Genomic DNA, 17,391 nt, shown 5'->3' with positions numbered 1-17,391 from the left:
AGGTCTGCATCCATGCAGCATGTGACGCAAGCGTCCAGCGCTACCGACGGCGACCTGTATCCAGCAAAGCTCTGGTAGAGCGCCTGTGATGCAGCAGCCAGGGCGTCTGTACGCTCCTGTATTTGCGCTGCAGGCGATTGCATCCTTTTCGATGTCATCTTCTTGTCCATGGTGTCTCTCCTTCAAGGGCAGGCATGAAGCAACCGGCACCGCCGGCGACTCCACGCCCGCCTCATCGCGTGATCAACGCATCTTCACCAGCCCGTTGAGCACCTGGTCCAGCCCGCCGAACACGGAGATCTTGTCGATGCGCTCGGCCACGCGTTCCAGCGTCTCCAGCTCCTTCATGCGCAGGGCCACGGGGTTGTCCTCCATGACCTTGGCGGTGTTGAGCAGCGAGCGCGTGGCCGCCGTTTCCTCGCGGCGGCGGATCACGTTGGCCTGGGCCTGCTTTTCGGCCTGCACCACCTGGGTCAGGATGCCCTTCATCTCGCCGGGCAGCACGATGTCCTTCACGCCCACGCTCTCCACCACCATGCCGAAGGGCTGCAGCTTGGCCGCCATGTGCGCGGTCACCACGTCGTCGATCACCGTCTTGTTCTCCAGCAGCTCATCGAGCGTGCGGGTGCCCACGGCGGCGCGCAGCGCGAACTGCAGCTCCCGGTACAGGTGCTCGGCAGGCTTTTGCAGCTGGGCAAAGGCGCGCAGAACGTCGGTGTGGCGATAGGTGGCGCTCAGGTTCAGGCGCAGGCTGACCTTGTCGCGGGTCATGATGTCCTGGCCCGAGACCTTGACGGCCTGCAGGCGCAGGTCCACCAGCTCCACGGCAATGCTGCGGCCGAACTTCCAGAACGCATGGCTGCCGGCCTGCAGCAGGCGGTCCACCTTGCCGTCGATGGTCAGCAGCGCGCACTGGCCTGCGGGCACCTGCACCTGCAGCACGCCGTTGAGGCCGGACACGCTGCGCTGGCGCAGCTGCGTCTGGGTCAGGCGCGCCGCCAGGGCGGCGGGCAGCTCGGCGCCGGCCTGCAGGTCGACCACCTGCACGCTCACATCCACCAGTCCCTTCCAGTACAGGCGGCGCGTGCCGGGCGGCAGGATCTCGACCAGCACGCCGTTTTCGCTGCGCAGGCCCGCCTCGGTCTCGGACAGTTCCACGCGCAGGAATTCGGCGGCCACCACGGCGGGCTCCTGGGCCATCAGGTAGTCGGCCAGGCCGTGCGTGAAGGCGGGCTGCTCCAGGGCAAAGGTTTCCACGCGCAGCTGGTCGGTGCCGGCAAACAGCCAGTGCCGGCCGCTGTGCAGCACGCGCTCGAAATCGCCGTTGCGCAGCAGCAGGGCGCGTTCGTTCTTCTTGACGGTGATGCGTTGGATCTTCAGCATTTCTTCTTCTCCTCGTTCGGCGTCTTCGCCGCAATCCATAGGGGTGCCGTTACAGCAGCGGCAGGGTTCCAGGGGGCACGGCCCGGGCCTTGCAGTGCGCCGTGGCGGCAACCCTGGAAACAGGTTGCAGCGTGGCTGGCTGCGGGCGCGGACCGTGCCGGGACCTGGCACAGCCGCCGCTGCTGACGGGGGGGCGGCCTGGGGCTGCATCGCAACCCGGCGGCCACCTCCCGCGTTCGGCGGGTGGTCTTTCGACCGTTTCAATAGCCCGGCCTTGCGGCCGGAAGAGTGGACAGGAATCGAACCTGCGACAGTCCTCTTGCGAGGGTGCTCTACCAGACTGAGCTACCAGTGGCTGGCAAGCCTGGAGTCGAACCAGGCGTCCCTTGCGGGACGGTTTCCACAACCTTGCCGTCACCCAGCGCCTGCGGCGTGCGGCATGCGGGAAATCGACAAGCCCCTGGGGGCCCGGACTTCCGGCACCGGCGGGGCGGGCCTTTGCCCCAACCCCGGCCTGTGAGCGGTCACCGCCTGCACTGGATGCCTTGCTTATTGCGAGATGCGTGCCAGCCTGGCATCAGGCGCCAAACAATTCTTCAACCCCTTGATTTATTTGGATAAATCTCAAATCACACTTTTCTTGATTTCTTCTTCAATCCAAAGAAACTAGAATTTCAGCTATCCAACTAGACAAAAACATGGAAAAGAAAAAGGTCGTCATCGGCTTTCTGGGTACGCAGCTGGACTCCGGCAGGGGCGCGGGGCGCTGGGAAAAATGGCGGCCGACCCTCTCCCTCATGCAGCACGAGGATCTGGTGGTGGAGCGGCTGGAGCTGCTCTACACGCCGCCCCATCTGGCCCTGGCGCAGCTGCTGCAGGGCGACATCGCCACGGCATCGCCCGAGACCCAGGTGAACCTCGTGCCCATGGACATTGCCGATCCCTGGGATTTCGGCGAGGTCTATGCGCGGCTGTTCGACTGGACGCAGGCCTATCGCTTCGACCCCGAGCGCGAGGAGTACTGGACCCACATCACCACGGGCACGCACGTGGCACAGATCTGCCTGTTCCTGCTGGTGGAGTCGCGCCGCATTCCCGGCGTGCTGGCCCAGACTTCGCCGCCCCGGCGCCAGCGCATGGGCGACCCGGGCAGCTATGCGCTGATCGACCTGGACCTGTCGCGCTACGACGTGATCGCCCAGCGCTTCGGCGCCGAGCAGAGCGAGGCCGTGCAATTTCTCAAGAGCGGCATCGCCACGCGCAATGCAGGCTTCAACGCGCTGATCGACGAGATCGAGCGTGTGGCCGTGCGCTCGCGCGCGCCCATCCTGCTCACGGGTCCCACGGGTGCGGGCAAATCGCACCTGGCGCGGCGCATGTACGAGTTGAAGAAGGCCAGGCACCAGGTGCAGGGCGAGTTCGTCGAGGTCAATTGCGCCACGCTGCGCGGCGATGGCGCGGCCTCGGTGCTGTTCGGCCACAAGAAGGGCGCGTTCACGGGCGCTGCGGCCGACCGCGCCGGCCTGCTGCGCAGCGCGCACCAGGGCGTGCTGTTCCTGGACGAAATCGGCGAGCTGGGCCTGGACGAACAGGCCATGCTGCTCAAGGCCGTGGAGGAAAAGCGCTTCTATCCCATGGGCAGCGACCGCGAGGTCAGCAGCGACTTCCAACTGGTCGCCGGCACGCACCGCGACCTACGCATCGACGTGGCGCAGGGGCGCTTTCGCGAGGATCTGTTCGCGCGCATCAACCTGTGGTCCTACGCGCTGCCGGGCCTGGCCGGGCGCCCCGAGGACATAGAACCCAACATGGACCACCTGCTCGCGCGCTCGGCCGACGAGACCGGCCAGATGGTGCGCTTCAACGTGGAGGCCCGCGAGCGCTATCTGCGCTTTGCGCGCTCGCCCGAGGCGCTGTGGATCGGCAACTTCCGCGACCTGTCGGCCAGCATGACGCGCCTGGCCACGCTGGCTGACGGAGGGCGCATCTCCACGGCCCTGGTCGATGCCGAGATCCAGCGCATGCAGTGGCTGTGGCAACGGGGCGAGGCAGCGCAGCCCGCCCCCGCCGGCGCCGGCTGCGGCCTTGATGCGCTGTTGCCCGCCGAGAGGCTGGAGCAGATGGATCTGTTCGACCGCATGCAGCTCGAAGCGGTGCTGCGCGTGTGCAGGCAATCGCCCTCGCTGTCCGATGCGGGGCGCCGCCTGTTCGACCAGTCACGCACCCAGCGCAGCGTGGTCAACGATGCCGACCGCCTGCGCAAGTACCTGCTGAAATTCGGCCTCAAATGGGATGACGTGGCCGGCCGCGCGCCTGCGGCCTGAGAGCGTGCGCGCCCTGCGCGGCTACAGGGCCTTGCGCAGCGTGGTCGGGGGGATCTTGAGCAGTTCGCGGTACTTGGCCACGGTGCGCCGTGCGCATTCGATGCCCTGCTCCTTGAGCATGTCGGCGAGCTGGTTGTCCGACAGCGGCTTCCTGGGGTCCTCGGCTGCGACGAACTGCTTGATGAGCGCGCGCACGGCCGTGCTCGACGCGTTGCCGCCCGCCTCGGTGCCCAGCCCCGAGCCGAAGAAATACTTGAGTTCGTAGGTGCCCTGCGGCGTGGCCATGTACTTGGCCGTGGTCACGCGGCTGATGGTGGACTCATGCAGGCCCAGCGCATCGGCAATGTCGCGCAGCACCAGCGGGCGCATGGCCAGCTCGCCATGCACGAAGAAGTTCTTCTGGCGCTCCACGATGGCCTGCGACACGCGCAGGATGGTGTCGAAGCGCTGCTGGATGTTCTTGATGAACCAGCGCGCCTCCTGCAGCCGCTGCTGCAGCGCCGCATGGCCTTCGCTGCCCCGGTGGCTGCGCAGCGCGCTGGCATAGATGTCGTGCACGCGCAGCTTGGGCATGACATCGGGGTTGAGTTGCACGCTGAACTCCATGCGTCCCGCACCCATGCGCACGGGGCGCACGATGACATCAGGCACGACGATCTGGCGCTGCACGTCGGCGAAGCGCCGGCCCGGGCGCGGCTCCAGCCGGGCGATCAGGACCATCGCCTCGCGCAGCCGCTCCTCGCGCGCGCCGCACAGGCTGGCGAGCTTGCGCAGGTCACGCCGCGCCAGCAGGTCCATGGGCTGGGCGCAGATGTCCAGCGCGGTGCGCAGCACGGCCTGCCGATCTTCGTCCTCGGCACTGCCGTCGCCTTCGCGCTCGGCATCGGCCAGTTGGTCGCGCAGCTGCAGCGTCAGGCATTCGGCCAGGTCGCGCGCGCCCACGCCCACCGGCTCCAGGCTTTGCAACAGGCGCAGCGCCACGGTGAAGCGGTGCACCAGTTCCTCGCACTCCTCCAGGTCGTCGCCCGCCAGGCCCTGTGCCAGCTCGTCGAGCGGGTCTTCCAGGTAGCCGTCGTCGTTGAGGTTCTCGATCAGAAAGCGCAGCGCGGCGCGATCCACCTCGCCCAGGCGCAGGCTCAGGGCCTGGCGGTGCAGATGGTCGGTCAGGCTTTCTGCGCTGCGTGCCAGCTCGGTGGCATCGGTCTCGTCATCGTCACCCTGGCCGCGCGTGCGGCTGGAAGGCGCATCGCTGCCCCAGTCGCGGTCGTCGTTGCCCGAGTTGGTCTGGCCATCGCCTTCCCAGCTCAGGGACTCGGCCGTGCCGGAGGTCTCGACGGCATCGCCGGAGGATGTGTCCGACGGCGCCTCCCATTCCACCGCAGCCGATGGCTGGTCCGCACGGCTTTCCTGGAAGGAGTCCGCGGCGTCGGCGCCGGGCGCCGCAGGCTCCGGGGCGCTGCTTGCCGCTTCGTGGTCGCCGTCGTCGTTCGCCAGCTCCAGGAAGGGGTTGTCGCCCAGCATCTGCTCCACTTCCTGCGCCAGCTCCAGCGTGGACAGCTGCAGCAGCTGTATCGACTGCTGCAGTTGCGGGGTGAGCGAAAGATGCTGGGAGACGCGCAGCGACAGTCCGGGCTTCAAGCGGCAGCTCCTTCGCGCAGGCAATCTCGCAGACGGGCCAGGCAGGGCATGGCGCTACATCCGGAAGTGTTCGCCGAGGTAGACGCGCCGCACTTCGGCGTTGTCCACGATCTCCTCGGGTGTGCCTTGGGCCAGCACATGGCCGTCGCTGATGATGAAGGCATGGTCGCAGATGCCCAGCGTCTCGCGCACGTTGTGGTCGGTGATGAGCACGCCGATGCCGCGCGCCTTGAGAAAGCCGATGATGCGCTGGATCTCGATCACGGCGATGGGGTCGATGCCGGCGAAGGGCTCGTCCAGCAGGATGAAACGCGGCTGCGTGGCCAGCGCACGTGCAATCTCGACGCGGCGGCGTTCGCCGCCCGACAGCGCCAGCGCGGGCGATGCGCGCAGATGGTCCACGCGCAGTTCCTGCAGCAGCGCCGTCAGGCGCTCCTCGATGACGCTGCGCGCCAGCGGCCGGCCCTGCTCATCCCTTTGCAGCTCCAGCACGGCGCGCACGTTGTCCTCGACGCTGAGCTTGCGAAAGATCGATGCCTCTTGCGGCAGGTAGGACAGGCCCAGGCGCGAGCGCTGGTGGATGGGCATGTTGCCCACGGCCTGTCCGTCGATGAAGATGTCGCCGCCGTCGCTGCGCACCAGGCCCACGATCATGTAGAACGAGGTGGTCTTGCCCGCGCCATTGGGGCCCAGCAGGCCCACGACCTCGCCCTTCTTCACGGACAGCGACACATCCTTGACCACCTTGCGGCTGCCGTAGGACTTGGCCAGATGGCGCGCCTGCAGGCTGCTGCCCTGTTCGGCGCGTGGGGAGGAAGCGTGGGCAGCGGGGGCTGAGGCCTCGGTACTCATCGCTTGGTACCACCAAGGCTGTCCAGGGTGTTGCTGGGCTGCAGGGATGTGCCCGGCGCGCCTGCGGCGGGAGCGCGCGGCTGCGAGCCCGGTGTGCCCTCCTTGGGCGCCAGCACGGCGCGCACGCGCCCGCCCTGGCCGGCGGTGGAGCTGGGCTGGCCGCCGCTGGTCTTTTGCCCATCGACGGTGAACACGTCGGTGAGGTTGTTGTAGACGATGATGGAGCCCGTGATCTCGTCGCTGAGCTGGCCGCCGCGATAGCGCCGCAGTTCGCCGCGGCGGATGAACTTCACGAGATCGGCCTTGCCGTCGTATTCGATGACCTCGCCCTCGCCTTCCACGAATTCCTCGGGCTGGCCGGGAACGGTGTCGCGCTTTTGGCGGAAGAAGGCGCGCTTGCCCGCTTCGGCCGTGACCACGCCGTACTGAAAGCCTTCGGGGTCCTGGCGCACGTCGAGCTGGGCACCGCGCAGCACGATGGTGCCCTTGGTCATCACCACGTTGCCGGTGAAGACGCTGGTCTGCTTGAGTTCGTCATGGCGCAGCGCGTCAGCCTCGATGTTCATGGGCTTGGTGCTGTCGGCCTTTTCGGCCTGGGCCAAACCGGCGAAAGCCGCCAGGGCGGCTGCGAGCAGGAGGGGGGAAAGTCGTTGTTTCATGGAGGGCACGCTTCTTGCATCCATTGTAGGGGGTGTCGCGCGCAACCGTTCCTGGCGTCTTTCAAGCCGGGGGCAAAGCACTGACACGAAGGCACAAAAAGAGGTTTCCAAAAGCGACAGGCCCGCTCAATGGCGGGCCTGTCACGGGTGGTCTGGGCCGAGGCCCCTACCTCAGCCCTTGCGGCTGGTGGCGATCAGCTGATCGACCACGCGCAGCACATTGGTCATGTTCCCGGCCTTGGTGCCATCGGTGTAGTAGCGGCCCGCCACGCCCATGGCCGGCACGCCTTCCACGTCATAGTCCTGCTGCAGCTGGGTGGCCTTGCGCACCTGGTTGGAGACCGTGAAGGAGTTGTAGACCTCCTTGAACTTGGCCACGTCCACGCCCTGCTTGCCCACCCAGGCGAAGATCTCGTCGTCCTTGGCCAGGCGGTTGCGTTCCACATGGATGGCGTGGAAGGCGCGCGCATGCATGGTGTCCAGCAGGTTCATGCCTTCAAAGGCGTAGTACAGCTTTTGCTGGGGCACGAAGCTGGCGTTGAAGGCCACGGGCACGCGGTGCACGACCACGTCGGCCGGCGCCTGGTTCTTCCAGGCGGCAAAGGTGGGCTCGAATGCATTGCAGTGCGGGCAGCTGTACCAGAAGAACTCGACCACCTCGACCTTGCCGGCGCCGGCGCTGGTGGGTGCGGGCTTGGCCAGCTTGATGTAGTCCTTGCCCTCCTTGGGCGCTGCCGCCTGGGCCTGGGCGGCGGAGGTGCCCAGCGTCAGCGCGCTGGCAGCGGCTGCCGAGGCAGCCAGGGAAAAGTCGCGGCGATTCATCAAAACAAACTCCTCGTTCAATGCTGCAGATTAGGAGGCTGGGGTTTGCCAAAAAGTTCAGCGCTCTTGCTCAACGCTGTTTCAGCGAGCGGCGCGCACCAGCGTGGACTCGACCCCGGCGCCATCGAGTTTTTGCTTGAGTTGCTCGGCATCGTCGCGCTTGGTGAACGGACCCACGCGCACGCGGAAGATGGTGATGCCGTTTTGCTCTCGCTCGCTCACGCGCGCCTCCCATCCCAGCATGGCCAGCTTGGCCCGCTGCGCATCGGCATCGCCCTGGCTGCGGAAGGCGCCGGCCTGCACGAAGTAGTTGAAGGCAGCCTCGGCCTTTTCCGTCTTCTCGGCAGCGGCGGAACGCGCCTTCACCAGATCACCCAGCGGGTCGGCGGAGGTCTTGCCATCGGCCTTGGTGTCGGGCTTGGCGGGCGGCTTGGCCGGGTCCACGGGCGCGGGCGGCGGCGTCACGCCGCCGGCCACGGCGGGCGGGGTGGGCGCTGCTGGCGTGGTGCTGCCGGGGAGGCTGGGCGTGACGGCAGCCGGTGGTGGCGGCGCCGGGTTCTTGCCCTGCAGCGGTGCGTTGGGGTCCCAGTTCTTGTTGCGCTGGGCCTCTGCCGCGTCCTGGTCGGCCGTCTTGCCGCCCTTGGAGAGAAAGGGCACGGGCACCTTGGTCACATAGACGGCGACGGCCAGGGCTGCTGCCAGCCCGACGATCATGCCGATGATGAGACCGATGACGGTGCCCCCACGTTGCTGTGTCTTCATAGATGGCTTGTCGCTCGAAGTTACATGCGTTGCGGGGCCGAGACGCCCAGCACTGCCAGGCCATTGTGCAATACCTGGCGCGTGGCCGAGATCAGCGCCAGGCGGGCGAGCTTGACCTTTTCATCGTCCACCAGGATGCGTTCCGCGTCGTAGTAGCTGTGGTACAGCGAGGCCAGTTCGCGCAGGTAGAAGGTCACGTCGTGGGGCGCATTGCCTTCTGCGGCCGAAGTCAGCATGGCCGGGTACTTGGCCAGCTGCAGCATCAGCGCCTGGGCCTGCGGGCCTTCCAGCGCCGACAGGTCCACGTCCTTGAGCGTGTCCGCATCGCCGCCCCAGGCTGCCAGCACCGAGCAGATGCGCGCATGGGCGTACTGCACGTAGTACACGGGGTTGTCATTGTTCTGGGCCACGGCCAGGTCCACGTCGAAGGTGTACTCGGTGTCGGGCTTGCGGGACAGCAGGAAGAAGCGCACCGCATCCTTGCTGGTCCACTCGATCAGGTCGCGCAGCGTGACGTAGGAGCCGGCGCGCTTGCTGATCTTGACTTCCTCGCCGCCGCGCACCACGCGCACCATGGTGTGCAGCACGTAGTCGGGATAGCCGGCCGGAATGCCCACGTCGGCGGCCTGCAGGCCGGCGCGCACGCGTGCGATGGTGCCGTGGTGGTCCGTGCCCTGGATGTTGACGACCTTGGAGTAGCCGCGCTTGAACTTCTGGATGTGGTAGGCGACATCGGGCACGAAGTACGTGTAGTTGCCGTCCTGCTTGCGCATCACGCGGTCCTTGTCGTCACCGTAGTCGGTGGACTTGAGCCAGAGCGCGCCGTCGAGTTCGTAGGTGTGCCCGCCCGCGATCAGGCGCTGCACCGCGTCCTCGACATGGCCGTTGGTGTAGAGGCTGGATTCGAGGTAGTACTCGTCAAAGTGCAGGTTGAAGGCCTGCAGGTCCTTGTCCTGCTCGTTGCGCAGATAGGCGACGGCGAACTGGCGGATGTTGTCGTAGTCCTCGACATCGCCGTTGGCCGTGAATTCGCGGTCATCGGCCTTGACGGTCTTGCAGGCCTTGAAATCGTCTGCGATGTCCTGGATGTAGGAGCCGTTGTAGAAGGCCTTGCTTTCCGGATTCTCGGGATCGATGGGCCAGCATTCGTCGCCGGGCTTGAAGCCCTTGGCGCGCAGCTGCGTGCTCTTGGTCAGCGTGTCGATCTGCACGCCCGCATCGTTGTAGTAGAACTCGCGGTGCACGCCCCAGCCCTGGGTGGCATAGAGGTTGCAGATGGCATCGCCCAGCGCGGCCTGGCGGCCATGGCCCACGTGCAGCGGGCCGGTGGGGTTGGCGGAGACGAACTCGACCAGCATCTTGGCGCCACGGTCAGCCTGCCAGCCGAATTTCTCGGCCTGTCCCAGCACTTCGCGGATGATCTGCTGCTTGGCGGCGGGCTTGAGACGGATGTTCAGAAAGCCGGGGCCGGCGATCTCGATGGCATCGACCCAGCGCTGGAAAGCCGGCGTGGCCTCCAGCGCAGCCTTGAGCTGTTCACCGAGCGCGCGCGGATTGAGCTTGAGTGGCTTGGCCAGCTGCATGGCGGCCGTGCAGGCGAAATCGCCATGGGCAGCCACCTTGGGGGATTCGAAAGCGGCACGGGCACCGGCGCCGGGCGACAAAGTTTCAAGCTCGCCGGCCAGAGCCGCGAGCAGTTCCTGTTTGACGGAGAGCATCGGCGGATTCTACGTGGCAGGCCCGCCCCATGCCGCCAGACAGGAAAACCGGGCCTACATGCCCCGCGCCCAGAACACCGCCACCACCGCGATCACAGGCACCACATGCGCCTGCCACATCACCCAGCGGCGCGTGCTGGCCACCTCGGCAGGCTGGGGCAGGCCCTGGCCGGCATCCAGCGCGCGGCGCCAGCGGCGGAAGGCCAGCGTGGGCTTGATCGACAACACGGCGCCGACCACGAACAAAGTCATCTTCAGATGAAACAGTGGCTGCGAGACGTACCAGGACATGCCCTTGACGCCCCACACCAGGCGCGCAATGCCGGTGAGCACCAGGAACACCACCGCCAGCCCGTAGATCATGTCCAGCCGCGCCAGGCGCTGGACCACGGCGGCACTCATCCACTCGCTGCGGCACAGCGCTGCCTGGCTGGACAGGAACACCACGAAGGTGAGGATGGCCAGCAGGTGAAGGCTGGCCAGAATGGCTTCTATCGTCATGGGGAATCCGTATAGAAATTGAGCCTCTTGGGCCATGCTGCATTACGCCAGAAACGGCGACCGCCATCGGGATGCCCGAGGCAATCGGTAGACCACTGCGGTCCTCCCGTCGCGCCGGCTCTTGCGTCGCTACTTCGGCAGTTCCGCGCGCAACCAGTCATCCAGCAGCGTCTTCTCATAGCGCAGGGGATCGTTGGGATACAGGTCGGGGCGCATCATGAAGGTCGCATCGCGCAGTTGGCGGCTGCCCTCGCGCAGCAGCTTTCCGTCGGCATCCAGCAGCTTGAAACGCAGGTCGATGCGCGGTGGGTAGATATCGCGGACGATGCGCACATCGGCGGCCTGGGGTCCGCGCCAGGGCTCGAAACTGCCGGCACGCTGCACATCGGTGAGGTGGACTTCAAGCCGCTGGCCCTGGGGCAGCCTGGGCGCGGCCCGTTCGGCCAGGAACTGGGCCAGTGCGTCAACCCAGGCACGGCGCGCCTTGTCGGTCTCCCCGGGACCGCTGCGCAAGGCGTCGAAGCGCGAAGGGTCGTCAAAGGTGACGCTCACGATGCCCGCAGGCACCGCCCCCTGGCGGGCCCCTGCGGCCCTGCCCTGCTCCGGCCCCTGGACGGCACAGCCCGCCACCATCCCCAGGCAGGCGGCGCCCAGCGCCATGCACATCCAGCGCCGCCTTGCGGGGGGCGCGGCCTGCGTTGCGGATATCGCTTTCTTCGCGATCGACACTGCCATGCTCATTCCTCCTTGCTGGGCGGCCCGATCAGGCCGCGTGGGTTCGACGCCAGAATTCCGGCTGCTCGTAATGGTGCTTGAGATAGTCGATCCACAGCCGCACGCGCAGCGGCATGTGCTTGCGCTGGGGAAAGACCACGAAGATGCCGTTCGGTGGGGCCGCAAATTCCTCCAGCACCGCCACCAGGCGCCCGGCGGCGATCTCGGCCTCCACCTCCCAGGTGCTGCGCCAGGCAATGCCCCAGCCGCCCAGGCACCAGTCGTGCAGCACCTGGCCGTCGGAGCAGTCCAGCGGACCGCCCGGCTTGAAATGCACGACTTCGCTGGTACCGCTGTCCGGGTGCGGAATGCGGAAGGCCCAGCCGCGCGTCTGCGAGGCATCGCTGGACAGCGTCAGGCAGTCATGCTGGGTCAGCTCGCTGGGGTGGCGCGGCGTGCCGCGGCGCTCCAGATAGGAGGGCGTGGCCACGCACTGGCGCCGGTTGTCGGCGATGCGCACGCTGACCAGGGCCGAGTCGGGCAAGTCGCCTACCCGCACCGCGCAGTCAAAGCCCTCACCGGCCAGATCGACCACGCGGTCGCTCAGATTCAGGGAAATCGTCACATCGGGGTGCAGGTCCCGAAAACGCGGCACCAGAGGCGCCACATGCCGCCGACCAAAGCCTGCCGGCGCCGTGATGCGCAGATGTCCTGTGGCCTTGACCCCGCCCGCACTGACGCTGGCCTCGGCGTTGGACACATCGGACAAGAGGCGCTGGCAATCCTCGAGAAAAGCGCTGCCCTCGTGCGTGAGCGAGATGCGGCGTGTGGTCCGCACCATGAGCTTGACGCCCAGGTGCTCTTCCAAGGCATCCAGTCGCCGCCCCATGATGGCTGGCGCCACGCCTTCCGCCTTGGCCGCTGCCGTGAGGCTGCCGCGCGTGGCCACCGATACGAATGACTCGAATGCCTTGAGCTTGTCCATGACTGCTGTCCGTTTCTTTTCCGTGTTCTTGTGGGGCATGCGCATGCATGCCTGTCTCCTGGGGTCCGCCTTTTTGCGCAGTAGGCACTGGCTGTCTGCCATTTGCCCTTCGCACCGGGCTGCATGCCAATTTCCGATGGTTTTGGCAGGCGCATAACCTTCCCACATTTTTGCGTAAAAGTCACGAGTTTTAAGATTTATGGTCTATTTATGTACGCAAATAAATCTAATAAAGTATTCCTTATAGTCAGGCCCGTAAAGGGTCTAGGCCAGTCTTTCCATCCATCCAACCGGGGTTCCCACCATGACCGATCGCACCCAAGCCCACAGCCTGCAGGTGGCCACAGAGCTGCACCGCTTCATCAATGAACAAGTGCTCCCGGGCACGGGTGTCGCGCCCGAGGCATTCTGGAAAGGCTTCGACGAGATCGTCAACGACCTCGCCCCCCGCAATGCCGCCCTGCTGGCCGAACGCGACCGCCTGCAGGCCGAGCTGGACACCTGGCACAAGGCCCATCCCGGCCCCATCACCGACATGGCCGGCTACCAGCAGTTCCTGACGCAGATCGGCTATCTGGTCGAGCAGCCCAAGGATGCCAAGGCGACCACCACCAACGTGGATGCGGAACTGGCCATCCAGGCCGGCCCCCAGCTGGTCGTGCCCATTCTCAATGCCCGCTATGCGCTCAACGCCGCCAACGCGCGCTGGGGCTCGCTGTATGACGCCCTGTATGGCACGGATGCCATCGGCGAGGACGGCGGCGCGGAAAAGGGCAAGGGCTACAACCCCGTTCGCGGCGCCAAGGTCATCGCCTTCGCACGTGATTTCCTGGACCAGGCCGCCCCGCTGGCCTCGGGCTCGCACAAGGATGCCGCCGGCTACCGCGTGGAAGGCGGCCAGCTGGTCGTCGCGCTCAAGAACGGCGGCACCACGGGCCTGAAGAACACCGCCCAGTTTGTGGGCTACCAGGGTGATGCCGCAGCGCCCTCTTCCGTGCTGCTGCTCAACAACGGCCTGCATATCGACATCCGCATCGACAAGACCACGGCCATCGGCCAGACCGATGCCGCCGGCGTGGCCGACGTGGTGGTCGAGGCGGCCCTGTCCACCATCCTGGACCTGGAAGACTCCGTGGCCGCCGTGGATGCCGAAGACAAGGTGGTGGGCTATGCCAACTGGCTGGGCATCCTCAAGGGCACGCTGACCGAAACCTTCGACAAGGGCGGCAAGAGCATGACGCGCGGCCTGAATGCAGACCGCGAGTACACCGGCGCCGACGGCAAGCCCGTCAGGCTGCATGGCCGTTCGCTGATGTTCGTTCGCAACGTCGGCCACCTGATGACCAACCCGGCCATCCTCTGGGGCAACGGCAAGGAAATCCCCGAAGGTATCCTGGACGCCATGGTCACCACGGCCATCGCCGTCCATGACATCAAGGGTCTGGGCGCCAACGGCATCCGCAACTCGCGCACGGGCAGCGTCTACATCGTCAAGCCCAAGATGCACGGCCCTGCGGAAGCCGCCTTCGCCAGCGAGCTGTTCGGCCGCGTGGAAAAGGTGCTCGGCCTGCCCGAGAACACCGTCAAGCTGGGCATCATGGACGAGGAGCGCCGCACCAGCGTCAACCTCAAGGCCTGCATCGCCGCCGCCGCATCGCGCGTGGCCTTCATCAACACCGGCTTCCTGGACCGCACGGGCGACGAAATGCACACCGCCATGTATGCCGGCCCCATGGTTCGCAAGGCCGACATGAAGGGAAGCGCCTGGCTGGCCGCCTATGAGCGCAGCAACGTGCTCGTGGGCCTGGGCCTGGGCCTGCGCGGCAAGGCGCAGATCGGCAAGGGCATGTGGGCCATGCCCGACCTGATGAAGGCCATGCTGGAGCAAAAGATCGGCCACCCCAAGGCCGGCGCCAATACCGCCTGGGTGCCCTCGCCCACGGCCGCCACGCTGCACGCCCTGCACTACCACCAGGTCAACGTGGCCGAAGTGCAAAAGCAGCTGGAGCAGACCAATGCCGACGCCGAGCGCGCCAACATCCTGGCCGACCTGCTGCAGGTGCCCGTGGTCAAGGAAGACAAGTGGAGCGCCGCCGAAAAGCAGCAGGAGCTGGACAACAACGTCCAGGGCATCCTCGGCTATGTGGTGCGCTGGGTGGACCAGGGCGTGGGCTGCTCCAAGGTGCCCGACATCCACAACGTGGGCCTGATGGAAGACCGCGCCACGCTGCGCATCTCCAGCCAGCACATCGCCAACTGGCTGCAGCACGGCATCGTGACCGAGGCGCAGGTGCGCGAGACCTTCGAGCGCATGGCCGCCGTGGTCGACCAGCAGAACGCGGGCGATGCGCTGTACAAGCCCATGGCCGGCCACTTCGACACCTCGATGGCCTACCAGGCTGCCTGTGACCTGGTCTTCAAGGGCAAGGAGCAACCCAGCGGCTACACCGAGCCCCTGCTGCATGCCTGGCGCCTGAAGGTCAAGGCCGCCGCCTGACGCGGGCGGCGCCCGGCGCTTGAAAAGGCACCCAGGCTTGCCTGAGGTGCTTTTTTCATGGATCTACACTCAGAACCACGATGAGTGCCCCTCCCCCCGATGCCAGCCTGTGTCCGCTGTGCGGCCGCAGCAATCAGTGCGCCATTCTTGCGGGCGCTGATCCGCTGAACTGCTGGTGCATGGACACGCCGGTGGCACCCGATGCATTGGCCCGCATTCCGGAGCCCCTGCGCAACAAGGCCTGTCTGTGCCCCGCCTGCGCCCTTGGCACCGACAAGCCTCGACCGCCCGCGTCGGCCGATATGATGTCGCCGATCCAACCCCTAGAACTTGATCCCTGAGGAGATTGACATGCCCACGTACCACGTCGAAATGATGGAAGGCCGCACCGTCGAACAAAAGCGCAAGCTGGTCGAAGAGATCACGCGCGTCTCGGTAGAAGTCCTCGGTGGCTCGCCCGAATCGGTGGACATCCTGATCACCGACATCAAGCGCGAAAACTGGGCCACGGGCGGCAAGCTCTGGTCCGAACGCAGCTGAGGACTTTTCCTCCAACGCATGCAAAAGGCAGCTTCGGCTGCCTTTTTCCATGAAGCTGCAGCTTTATTTGCGCATTTCTCCAAGTGCCTGCAGCGCACTGGCAGCCACGGTCCACGGCACAGGATGGGAGTCTCTGGCCTGCCAGTACCTGGCAACCCCATCCATGGAAACCTGGGTCAAAACCACCTGGGCGGTGCCGGCCGCATAGGCTTGAAAAGCGGCATCGGTCATCCGTGCCTGGTAGCCAGAGAGATCGCCTCTACGGAAAAGCGCCCATGCGCCTTCGACACACTGCAGCTGCAGGCGCAGATGTGCATCGCCAGACAGCAACGCTTGCATGAACAGATCGCGCGTGGCTTCATACGTTGTGGGAGCAGCACACAGCAGTGCAATGCGTGACTGGGGATCTCTCTGCAAGGCAGCAGCCACCTTGCGGGCCAGCATGCCATCGGCACGCCAGACCTTGTCACTGAGGCAATCCGCCACGGCCGGACCCAGGGTCGAACAGGTCAGCAGCACGGCATCGATATCGGCAGGGTCTGCCAGCGCATCAAGCTGCCCTGCTGTTTTCCGCCGAAGCGCCGCATCCATGCCGCCAGCAGCCTCCGCCTCCAACAACAGTTCCTCATGCACCTGATGAACGATTGAGTGGGCCGGCCAGCCCAGTTCGGCAGCAGCCTGCTCGAAGATCACGGCGTTGCTGTGCGCCGTATGCAGACAGAGGATGGGCATGGGTTTCTTCCGTTTTTTTGCCGTTGCACCGCATTGTGCTTGCAGCTGCTGCGCCAGGCGTTAGGCTATGGCTTGAACTACGCAAACAACGATACCGCCATGTGCCAGCTGCTTGGAATGAACTGCAACACGCCCACCGACGTGCGCTTCAGCTTTTCGGGGTTCACCCAGCGCGCGGGCAATACCGGCGACCATACGGACGGCTGGGGCATCGCCTTCTTCGAGGACAAAGGGCTGCGCCACTTCGTGGGCTATGAGCGCGCCATCGACTCACCCATCGCCAAGCTGATACGCGAGTACCCGATCAAGAGCCGCAACGTCATCGCCCACATCCGCAAGGCCACGCAGGGCGCGGTAAGCCTGCAGAACTGCCACCCCTTCGTGCGTGAACTGTGGGGCCGCAACTGGGTCTTCGCTCACAACGGAGATCTCAAGGGCTTCGCTCCCAAACTGCATGCCCACTTCCATCCAGTAGGCAACACCGACAGCGAGCAGGCCTTCTGCTGGATTCTCCAGGAGCTGTGGAAGTCGCATGCCGGCCTGCCCAGCGTGCAGGAACTCACCCACACGCTGCGCGAGCTGGCCAGGCGCATCTCGCCGCATGGAACCTTCAATTTCCTGCTGTCCAACGGCGAAGCGCTGTGGGCCCATGCCACCACGCACCTGTGCTATATCGAACGACGCCACCCCTTTGCCCAGGCCCATCTGTCGGATGAAGACCTGGCCGTGGACTTCGCCCGGGAAACCACACCCCAGGACCGCGTGGCCATCATCGTCACGGCGCCATTGACCAAGAATGAGACCTGGACCTCAATCCAGTCGGGCGAACTCAAGGTCTTTGTACAGGGCGAATGCCTGCCGCTTTGAACCATTGCGCATTCAGGAATAAAAAGAGAGCGCGTCAGCGCTCTCTTTTTTTGGGTTGTCCGTTTTGGCGGTTCAGCCTGTTTCCCCGTTTCCTGCAGCCCAATGCAAAAAACCCCGTAGCTTTGGGCTACGGGGTTTCTTGGGCTGTAAGAGCCTGACGATGACCTACTTTCACACGGGAACCCGCACTATCATCGGCGCAAAGTCGTTTCACTGTCCTGTTCGGGATGGGAAGGAGTGGTACCAACTTGCTATGGTCATCAGGCATAACTTGTTGTCATGCTGCTCTTGCGAGCAACACAACGAATTCATAGAGTCTGTAATCAGCTTTGTATTTTGACTGCGCCTTACTTGGCATAACCACCTTGATGATCAACGTCATCAAAGTTATAGGGTC

At 65.5% G+C, this 17,391-nt stretch carries 16 protein-coding genes and 1 rRNA gene; 5 read left to right on the top strand and 12 right to left on the bottom strand.

Annotated elements, in window-relative coordinates:
- Positions 1-243: 243 nt before the first annotated feature.
- Positions 244-1,383: a slipin family protein gene (locus GRX31_RS19040; RefSeq protein ID WP_160854220.1), complete on the bottom strand. Its 1,140-nt coding sequence runs from the start codon at positions 1,381-1,383 to the stop codon at positions 244-246.
- 698 nt (positions 1,384-2,081) lie between these two features.
- Here GRX31_RS19040 and rtcR point away from each other — a divergent pair.
- On the top strand, positions 2,082-3,707 hold the full coding sequence (gene rtcR, locus GRX31_RS19035) for an RNA repair transcriptional activator RtcR (RefSeq protein ID WP_160854218.1): 1,626 nt from the start codon (positions 2,082-2,084) through the stop codon (positions 3,705-3,707).
- A 21-nt stretch (positions 3,708-3,728) separates the two neighbouring features.
- Here rtcR and GRX31_RS19030 read toward each other — a convergent pair whose 3' ends face one another.
- From GRX31_RS19030 to GRX31_RS18990, 9 genes are all read right to left on the bottom strand, one after another.
- Positions 3,729-5,345 (bottom strand): RNA polymerase factor sigma-54, encoded by a 1,617-nt coding sequence (locus GRX31_RS19030; RefSeq protein ID WP_016454603.1) that lies wholly within the window; start codon positions 5,343-5,345, stop codon positions 3,729-3,731.
- 54 nt (positions 5,346-5,399) lie between these two features.
- Positions 5,400-6,197 carry an LPS export ABC transporter ATP-binding protein gene (gene lptB, locus GRX31_RS19025; RefSeq protein ID WP_016450697.1) on the bottom strand — a complete coding sequence of 266 codons (798 nt, stop codon included), beginning with the start codon at positions 6,195-6,197 and terminating at the stop codon, positions 5,400-5,402.
- On the bottom strand, positions 6,194-6,856 hold the full coding sequence (lptA, locus tag GRX31_RS19020) for a lipopolysaccharide transport periplasmic protein LptA (RefSeq protein WP_016454602.1): 663 nt from the start codon (positions 6,854-6,856) through the stop codon (positions 6,194-6,196). The genes lptB and lptA overlap by 4 nt, the downstream gene beginning before the upstream one ends.
- A 171-nt stretch (positions 6,857-7,027) precedes the next feature.
- Positions 7,028-7,678 (bottom strand): thiol:disulfide interchange protein DsbA/DsbL, encoded by a 651-nt coding sequence (locus tag GRX31_RS19015; protein ID WP_016450695.1) that lies wholly within the window; start codon positions 7,676-7,678, stop codon positions 7,028-7,030.
- Between the two features lie 81 nt (positions 7,679-7,759).
- Positions 7,760-8,440 carry an SPOR domain-containing protein gene (locus GRX31_RS19010; RefSeq protein WP_070080759.1) on the bottom strand — a complete coding sequence of 227 codons (681 nt, stop codon included), beginning with the start codon at positions 8,438-8,440 and terminating at the stop codon, positions 7,760-7,762.
- Between the two features lie 20 nt (positions 8,441-8,460).
- Positions 8,461-10,158, bottom strand: coding sequence for an arginine--tRNA ligase (gene argS, locus GRX31_RS19005; RefSeq protein ID WP_016450693.1), 1,698 nt, complete (start codon positions 10,156-10,158; stop codon positions 8,461-8,463).
- A 54-nt stretch (positions 10,159-10,212) separates the two neighbouring features.
- Positions 10,213-10,659 carry a DUF2214 family protein gene (locus GRX31_RS19000; RefSeq protein WP_016450692.1) on the bottom strand — a complete coding sequence of 149 codons (447 nt, stop codon included), beginning with the start codon at positions 10,657-10,659 and terminating at the stop codon, positions 10,213-10,215.
- Between the two features lie 129 nt (positions 10,660-10,788).
- The gene (locus tag GRX31_RS18995) at positions 10,789-11,394 is read right to left on the bottom strand and encodes a DUF3016 domain-containing protein (protein WP_160854216.1); all 606 of its coding nucleotides are present in this window, start codon (positions 11,392-11,394) and stop codon (positions 10,789-10,791) included.
- A 28-nt stretch (positions 11,395-11,422) separates the two neighbouring features.
- Positions 11,423-12,358 (bottom strand): LysR family transcriptional regulator, encoded by a 936-nt coding sequence (locus GRX31_RS18990; protein WP_026062476.1) that lies wholly within the window; start codon positions 12,356-12,358, stop codon positions 11,423-11,425.
- A 304-nt stretch (positions 12,359-12,662) separates the two neighbouring features.
- Between GRX31_RS18990 and GRX31_RS18985 the strand changes: the two genes are divergently transcribed.
- The 3 genes from GRX31_RS18985 (at position 12,663) to GRX31_RS18975 (ending at position 15,395) form a co-directional block, all read left to right on the top strand.
- On the top strand, positions 12,663-14,855 hold the full coding sequence (locus GRX31_RS18985; protein WP_160854214.1) for a malate synthase G: 2,193 nt from the start codon (positions 12,663-12,665) through the stop codon (positions 14,853-14,855).
- Between the two features lie 80 nt (positions 14,856-14,935).
- Entirely contained in the window at positions 14,936-15,196 is a 261-nt protein-coding gene (locus GRX31_RS18980) for a cysteine-rich CWC family protein (RefSeq protein WP_160854212.1), read from the top strand.
- A gap of 10 nt (positions 15,197-15,206) precedes the next feature.
- A complete protein-coding gene (locus tag GRX31_RS18975) occupies positions 15,207-15,395 on the top strand; it encodes a 4-oxalocrotonate tautomerase (protein ID WP_012202595.1) in 189 nt (62 codons plus the stop codon).
- Positions 15,396-15,458: 63 nt separating this feature from the next.
- On the opposite strand, the gene GRX31_RS18970 is transcribed toward GRX31_RS18975, so the two are convergent.
- Positions 15,459-16,127, bottom strand: coding sequence for a hypothetical protein (locus tag GRX31_RS18970; RefSeq protein WP_160854210.1), 669 nt, complete (start codon positions 16,125-16,127; stop codon positions 15,459-15,461).
- Between the two features lie 99 nt (positions 16,128-16,226).
- Here GRX31_RS18970 and GRX31_RS18965 point away from each other — a divergent pair, with 99 nt between their 5' ends.
- The gene (locus GRX31_RS18965; RefSeq protein ID WP_026062477.1) at positions 16,227-16,994 is read left to right on the top strand and encodes a class II glutamine amidotransferase; all 768 of its coding nucleotides are present in this window, start codon (positions 16,227-16,229) and stop codon (positions 16,992-16,994) included.
- A gap of 152 nt (positions 16,995-17,146) precedes the next feature.
- On the opposite strand, the gene rrf is transcribed toward GRX31_RS18965, so the two are convergent.
- Positions 17,147-17,259: ribosomal RNA gene (gene rrf / locus GRX31_RS18960) — 5S ribosomal RNA — on the bottom strand.
- Positions 17,260-17,391 lie beyond the last annotated feature (132 nt).

Origin of the sequence: Delftia sp. CH05, from assembly GCF_009827015.1 — a bacterium.
GTDB classification, from domain to species: Bacteria; Pseudomonadota; Gammaproteobacteria; order Burkholderiales; family Burkholderiaceae_C; genus Comamonas; species Comamonas tsuruhatensis.
Note: the sequence above shows the minus strand (reverse complement) of the source record. Positions and strands in the feature narration are given on the sequence as shown.

What these genes read in the sequence shown, in the direction of transcription:
- GRX31_RS19040 (WP_160854220.1), bottom strand. Translation starts at nt 1,383, where the DNA reads ATGCTGAAGATCCAACGCATCACCGTCAAGAAGAACGAACGCGCCCTG.
- rtcR (WP_160854218.1), top strand. Translation starts at nt 2,082, where the DNA reads ATGGAAAAGAAAAAGGTCGTCATCGGCTTTCTGGGTACGCAGCTGGAC.
- lptB (WP_016450697.1), bottom strand. Translation starts at nt 6,197, where the DNA reads ATGAGTACCGAGGCCTCAGCCCCCGCTGCCCACGCTTCCTCCCCACGC.
- lptA (WP_016454602.1), bottom strand. Translation starts at nt 6,856, where the DNA reads ATGAAACAACGACTTTCCCCCCTCCTGCTCGCAGCCGCCCTGGCGGCT.
- GRX31_RS19015 (WP_016450695.1), bottom strand. Translation starts at nt 7,678, where the DNA reads ATGAATCGCCGCGACTTTTCCCTGGCTGCCTCGGCAGCCGCTGCCAGC.
- GRX31_RS19010 (WP_070080759.1), bottom strand. Translation starts at nt 8,440, where the DNA reads ATGAAGACACAGCAACGTGGGGGCACCGTCATCGGTCTCATCATCGGC.
- argS (WP_016450693.1), bottom strand. Translation starts at nt 10,158, where the DNA reads ATGCTCTCCGTCAAACAGGAACTGCTCGCGGCTCTGGCCGGCGAGCTT.
- GRX31_RS19000 (WP_016450692.1), bottom strand. Translation starts at nt 10,659, where the DNA reads ATGACGATAGAAGCCATTCTGGCCAGCCTTCACCTGCTGGCCATCCTC.
- GRX31_RS18995 (WP_160854216.1), bottom strand. Translation starts at nt 11,394, where the DNA reads ATGGCAGTGTCGATCGCGAAGAAAGCGATATCCGCAACGCAGGCCGCG.
- GRX31_RS18990 (WP_026062476.1), bottom strand. Translation starts at nt 12,358, where the DNA reads ATGGACAAGCTCAAGGCATTCGAGTCATTCGTATCGGTGGCCACGCGC.
- GRX31_RS18985 (WP_160854214.1), top strand. Translation starts at nt 12,663, where the DNA reads ATGACCGATCGCACCCAAGCCCACAGCCTGCAGGTGGCCACAGAGCTG.
- GRX31_RS18980 (WP_160854212.1), top strand. Translation starts at nt 14,936, where the DNA reads ATGAGTGCCCCTCCCCCCGATGCCAGCCTGTGTCCGCTGTGCGGCCGC.
- GRX31_RS18975 (WP_012202595.1), top strand. Translation starts at nt 15,207, where the DNA reads ATGCCCACGTACCACGTCGAAATGATGGAAGGCCGCACCGTCGAACAA.
- GRX31_RS18970 (WP_160854210.1), bottom strand. Translation starts at nt 16,127, where the DNA reads ATGCCCATCCTCTGTCTGCATACGGCGCACAGCAACGCCGTGATCTTC.
- GRX31_RS18965 (WP_026062477.1), top strand. Translation starts at nt 16,227, where the DNA reads ATGTGCCAGCTGCTTGGAATGAACTGCAACACGCCCACCGACGTGCGC.